This window comes from Asanoa sp. NPDC050611 (genome assembly GCF_040654855.1).
In the GTDB taxonomy this organism is placed as follows: Bacteria; Actinomycetota; Actinomycetes; order Mycobacteriales; family Micromonosporaceae; genus Asanoa.
The window spans coordinates 1-5,675 of sequence record NZ_JBFAIU010000423.1; the positions used below are offsets into that span (position 1 = coordinate 1).

Sequence of the window (5,675 nt, forward strand, 5' to 3'; positions counted from 1 at the left end):
GGGCGCGGACAGGTTCAGCATGTACGCGCGGTCGATGAGCAGCACCTCGGGCTGGGTCTTCTCGCCGGGCCGCAGGTAGTTGCGGAACGCGTCGGGCGGACAGGCCCGCGCGGGTGCGCTCGCCGGTCGGCAGTGTGCCGGTGACGTCGGTCGGGATGTCGAGGTCCGCGTAGAGCCACGCCGACGTGTGGTACGTCTCCGGCGGCTCGGGCATGTCCAGGCCGAGGGTCTTGTCGATGATCCGCCAGCGGGGCATGTCGTCCCAGTCGACGAACGTGACCGCGACGCCCGTGGCGCCGGCGCGGCCCGTGCGGCCGATGCGGTGCGTGTAGGTGTCCTGGTCTTCCGGGCAGTCGTAGTTGATCACGTGGGTGACGCCCGAGACGTCGAGGCCGCGGGCCGCGACGTCGGTGGCCACCAGGATGTCGATCTTGCCCGCCCGGAACGCCCGCAGGGCCCGCTCACGGGCGCCCTGGCCGAGGTCGCCGTGCACCGCCGCCACCGCGAAGCCGCGGAAGTCGAGGTCCTCGGCGAGCCGGTCGGCGGCCCGCTTCGTCCGGGTGAAGATCATCGTCAGGCCGCGGCCCTGCGCCTGCAGGATGCGGGCGACGACCTCGACCTTGTTGAGCGAGTGGGTGCGGTAGACCAGCTGCTGGGTCTGCGGCGACGGACCGGTCTCGGCGGTGTGCCCAGCGTGGATCGTGACCGGGTGGCGCAGGAACCGCCGCGACAGGGCGACGATCGGGTCCGGCATGGTCGCCGAGAACAGCATGGTCTGCCTGTCCTCGGGGAGCATCGCCAGGATCTTCTCGACGTCGTCGAGGAAGCCCAGGTCGAGCATCCGGTCGGCCTCGTCGAGCACGAGCGCGTGCACCCGGTCGAGCCGGATCTGCTTCTGCTTGGCCAGGTCGAGCAGGCGGCCTGGGGTGCCGACCAGGATCTCGACGCCGCTGCGCAGCGCCTCGATCTGCGGCTCGTAGGCGACGCCGCCGTAGATCGGCAGGACCCGGACGCCGCGGGTGCGCCCGGCGGCGGCGAGGTCCTTGGCCACCTGGAGGCCGAGCTCGCGGGTGGGTACGACGACCAGCGCCTGCGGCACGCCGTCGGAGCCCTCGCCGGGCGCGAAGACGCGCTCGAGCAGCGGGACGCCGAAGCCCAGGGTCTTGCCGGTGCCTGTCGGCGCCTGGCCGATCAGGTCGGTGCCGCGCAGCGCGATCGGGAGCGCGTACTCCTGGATCGCGAACGCGTGGGTGATGCCGGCGGCGGCCAGTGCCTCGACCGTTTCGGGACGGGCGCCCAGCTCGGCGAAGGTGGGGGAGTCGGATCGGGTCGGCGCGTTCGGGACGAGCGCGTCGCCCGCGGGTTCCATCAGTTCACTCATGTGGTTGTCGGGGTGCCCTCTCGTGGTGCGCCCCGTCGTCTCGTAGGGCGCGATATTGGGTATCGCGCGGGCCACACGCGACGCGAGTCGCGGGCCGCACACGCGTGCCGTGGGTCGGGTTCGTCTTTGCCCCGCCGAGCGGGACCAGCGCTGCGCCCACGGCTAACGTGACCATGTTACCGGATTGACCAGGCGTTGTGCCGAACGTGAGGCCGATGCGGCCCGTGGGGCCTGGCGTGTGGCGCACCTCTCCGGCACCTGAACTCAGGAGTAACCTGCGGGCGTGACTTCTGAGCTCGCCGCCGGCGCGGCGGCCCCGGCCGCGACCGACGCCGAGGCACTGGTCGACCTGCTCGGCATGGTGGCCTACGGCGAGCTGTCCGCTTTCGAACGCATGGCGGCCGATGCCCGGTTCGCGCCCGACCTTCGTCGCCGGGCCGCGCTCAGCGAGATGGCCGCCGTGGAGATCGCCAACTACGGCCGGCTGGCGGCCCGCCTGACGCAGCTGGGCGCCGATCCGGAGGCGGCGATGGCGCCTTACGTGGGCGTCCTGCAGGCCTACCACGACTCCACCGAGCCGAAGGACTGGCTGGAGGCGCTGACCAAGGCCTACGTCGGTGACGGCGTCGCCGACGACTTCTTCCACGAGGTGGCCAAGCTGATCGGCGAACCGGACCGCCAGCTCGTCCTGGACGTCATCCACGACAAGCGGTACGACGAGTTCGCCGTCACCGAGATACGCGCGGCCATCGAGGCGGACCCGAAGACCCGCAATCGCCTCTCGATGTGGGCCCGGCGCCTGGTCGGCGAGGTGCTCAGTCAGGCGACCAGGGTGGCCGGCCAGCGTGCGGCCCTGACCACCCTGATCATCACGAGCGGCGGCGACCAGGCCGCCGTGCAGGCGTTGTTCCGCCGCATGACCATCGCCCACAGCGCCCGGATGTCGGCGCTGGGTCTGAACAACTAGCGGGCGGTGAAGCCGACGGTGCCGCGGGACGCCTCGGCGATCTCGACGTAGGCCAGCTTGCTCACCGGGATGATGACCCGGCGGCCCTTCTCGTCGACCAGAGACAGCGTGCCCTCGCTCGCGATCGCCTCGGTGACGGTCTTCTCCACCTCGGCCGGCGACTGCGAGCTCTCGATGACCAGCTCGCGCGGCGCGTACTGCACGCCGATCTTGACCTCCACGAAGCCCTCCTCGTCGTGGCGCACAGTCGATACCGGCGCCGCTGGGAAGGCTATCCGATTCGTGGGGCGAACGACGAAGACGGCGTACGTGTCAGGCGGGTTCGCCTTCCGCCCAGGCGCCCTCCTGCGGCTCGCCCTGCAGCGGGAAGCTCGCGATGCCCCGCCAGGACAGCGCGGCGAGCAGCGCCTCCGCCTCTTCCTTCGGGACCTGGCGGCCGCCGGCCAGCCAGAACTGCGCTGCGGTCTCGGCCGCGCCGACCAGGCCCGAGGCCAGCAGCTCGGCCCGGGACTTGCTCACGCCGGTGTCCGAGATGATCGTGTCGGTGATCGCGGCGATGCAGCCGCGCTCGACCCGCTCGACGCGCTCCCGGACGGCGGGCTCGTTGCGCAGGTCGGACTCGAAGACCAGCCGGAACGCCTCACTCTCGTGGTCGACGAAGTCGAAGTACGCCTCGACCGCGCCGCGTACGCGTTCCTTGTTGTCGCTCGTGCCCTCCATCGCCGACTGCACCTTGGCGACGATCGCGTCGCAGTGCTTGTCGAGCAGCGCCAGGTAGAGCTCGAGCTTGCCGGGGAAGTGCTGGTAGAGCACGGGCTTGGAGACACCCGCCCGCTCGGCGATGTCGTCCATCGCCGCCGCGTGGTAGCCCTGCGCGACGAACACCTCCTGGGCCGCCGCGAGCAGCTGCTTGCGGCGCGCCGACCGGGGCAGCCGGGTCGGCCGTCCGTCCGGATGGGCATCGCCCGAAGCCGCCACCATCGTTACCTCCGAAATCCCGCGTCGCATCGACGGACCAGAACGCATCCGATCGGTGCCTATCGCATCGGCCGCCGAATTGGACCGCGATTGCAACTTATCGCGACCGTGCCCACACGGTAGCCTCAGCGAGGGCGACCGAGGAGTGCACGGTGGATGATTCAGGTCAACCCGGCGACGCACCGGGCGGCGGCGGCAACCCGCCGGCTTCCCGCGACGGCGACGCCTGGGCAGACCGTGACCGCGACCCCGGCTCGCGGTCCGCGTGGCACCGCACGCGCTACGCCAACCTCCTGACCCCGATCGTCCCCGCGTCCCGCCAGCCGAGGCAACACGTCAACGGATCCGGTGAGGTGCACTCCGCGAGCGCGCCGCCCTACCCGTACGAGGGTGACCTGGAAGACGAAGCCCACTCGCCGATCCCGACCCAGCCCGGCGGCGACGAGCCGCCGCCGGCCCCGCCGTGGCCCGATCCTCATCCGCCGCAGTCCGACTGGCGTGGCTGGGCCCCGGCGGCGGGAAACGAGGCGCTGCCCGAGCCGCCGTCGCCGTGGGCGCCCGGCTGGGCACCGGCCCAACCAGACGCGGCCTCGCCCGACACCGCCCCACCGGCCCCACCGGCACCAGCGGCACCGGACGCCGGCGGCACCGCGCTGCCCGGCCCGTTCGCGGCCGCCTTCCCGCCGGCGCCGCCGCGCTTCGAGGAGCCGGCCCCGCCGCCTCCGGTCCGGTTCCGGCCGCGGCAGGAGGAGCCGCCGGCCCGCCCGCCCATGACCGCCCCGGAGCCCGATACGGCTGGTGGGTTCCCGCCGATCGGCGCGGTCGCGGCCGGTGCGCCGACCGACAGCGTGGCGCCCGGCACGCCGACCGAGGCCGATCCCTATCCCGCCGCCGGGCAACCGCGCCGGCAGGCCGACTGGGCGCCCGAGTGGCCCTGGTCACCGGCGCCGCCCTCGACTGCCGGCGGCCGGCTCTCGGTGCCGGCGTCCCGACCCCAGCCCGAGCAGCCCGCCGAGCCGCCGCCCGCGCCGCCGGACGAGGGCGCCCTGCCGAGCCGACGCGACTACCCGACCGCGGGTCACCCGACCGTGCGCAACACCCTGCCGGGCTACATCCGTGGCGGCGCCGGTCCGTCCGGCGACGAGGCCCGCTTCATCACCGGCAGCCACCCCGTCGTCCCCGCGAACCGCGACGGGGGCACCCCGTCCGGTGGCTTCCCGGTCGTGGAGCCCGGCGGCGCCACGCTCACCCCGTCGGGCAACTTCCCGGTCGTCGACCGGCGTTCGGCCGGGCTGACCCGGAGCTTTCCGAGCAGCCAGCCGGCCGACCCGCCGGGCAGCCCGAGCCGGTTGACCCGCGCCTTCCCGGGCGGCGACGACCCGACCCCGGGCGAGCGCCCGCCGCTGTCCGGCGCCTTCCCGGGCGGCGCCGAGCGCCGTCCCGACGACTCCGACCGCCCGACCGACCTGGCCGGGCGCCGCGCGGCGCCGCCGGACGCGCCGGTCGAGCGCACCCCCGCCGACGTCCCGCCGCCGCGCCCGCCGCTGCGGCTGGCGAGCCGCAACGGCGACCAGATCGGCGAGGCGTCCGCACCGCGCGAGCCCGGGCCGACCTCCGGCGCACCCGTCGGCGCCGCCGCCGAGCCTCCGCCGCCGATCCCGCTGGGCCGGCGCCCGGTCGACCCAGCGGCCGAGCAGCGGTCCGTGGTCGACGACATGCTCGACGAGTTGGCCAGCCTGCCGCAGCGGGTGCCCGCCGAGCCCGACGTGCCGACCGCGCCGGAACCCCCGTCCGACACACCGGCCGACCCGCCGCAACTCGCCCGGATCGCCACCCACCTGCGCCGGGCCGACCTGCCGACGGTGGAGCGGGAAAGGCCCGACGGCTTCGACGTCAAGGCGATCATCGCGGCCGTCCGCGGCGTGTCCGGCGTGCAGGACGCGACGCTGCGCACCACCGAGTCCGGCGCGCACAGCCTGCGCCTCGACCTCTCCGACGGCGCCGACCCGGCCGAGGTGAGCCGGCACGTGGCCCGCCTCCTGCAGGAGCGGATGGGCCTGGCCGCCGCACCGCCGAGCCCGCTCGGCAGCGTCCCGCCCGCCGATCCCCCGTCCGCACCGTTCGGCGGCGACACCCCGCCGACCGGCTTCAGCCGCAGCGGCGGCTACGTGCCACCCGCCCCGGCCGCACCGACGTCGCGTCCGACCTCGGCCGCACCGACGTCGCGTCCGACCTCGGCCGCACCGGCGTCGCGCCCGACCTCGGCCCAGCCGGCGTCGCGCCCAACCTCTGGTCCGCCGGCGTCGCGCCCAACCTCTGGTCCGCCGGCGCCGCGCCCGACCTCTGGTC

The 5,675-nt window shown here is 74.5% G+C and carries 5 protein-coding genes; 2 read left to right on the forward strand and 3 right to left on the reverse strand.

Going from position 1 to position 5,675, the window contains the following annotated elements; translation table 11 throughout:
* Positions 1 to 1,381, reverse strand: a 1,381-nt coding sequence (locus AB0H87_RS37060) for a DEAD/DEAH box helicase (protein ID WP_360156878.1), incomplete at its 3' end; no start/stop codon positions are given.
* 283 nt (positions 1,382 to 1,664) lie between these two features.
* Here AB0H87_RS37060 and AB0H87_RS37065 point away from each other — a divergent pair.
* The gene (locus tag AB0H87_RS37065) at positions 1,665 to 2,348 is read left to right on the forward strand and encodes a ferritin-like fold-containing protein (protein ID WP_360156881.1); all 684 of its coding nucleotides are present in this window, start codon (positions 1,665 to 1,667) and stop codon (positions 2,346 to 2,348) included.
* Here the strand turns inward: AB0H87_RS37065 and AB0H87_RS37070 are convergent.
* On the reverse strand, positions 2,345 to 2,569 hold the full coding sequence (locus tag AB0H87_RS37070; RefSeq protein WP_360156884.1) for a DUF3107 domain-containing protein: 225 nt from the start codon (positions 2,567 to 2,569) through the stop codon (positions 2,345 to 2,347). The two genes, AB0H87_RS37065 and AB0H87_RS37070, sit on opposite strands and share 4 nt — an antisense overlap.
* Before the next feature lie 91 nt (positions 2,570 to 2,660).
* On the reverse strand, positions 2,661 to 3,329 hold the full coding sequence (locus AB0H87_RS37075) for a TetR/AcrR family transcriptional regulator (protein ID WP_360156887.1): 669 nt from the start codon (positions 3,327 to 3,329) through the stop codon (positions 2,661 to 2,663).
* 149 nt (positions 3,330 to 3,478) lie between these two features.
* Here AB0H87_RS37075 and AB0H87_RS37080 point away from each other — a divergent pair.
* A partial coding sequence (locus tag AB0H87_RS37080; protein WP_360156890.1) for a hypothetical protein occupies positions 3,479 to 5,675 on the forward strand: 2,197 nt, incomplete at its 3' end.

Coding starts and splice junctions, on each gene's coding strand:
- AB0H87_RS37075 (WP_360156887.1), bottom strand. CDS start 3,329: ATGGTGGCGGCTTCGGGCGATGCCCATCCGGACGGACGGCCGACCCGG.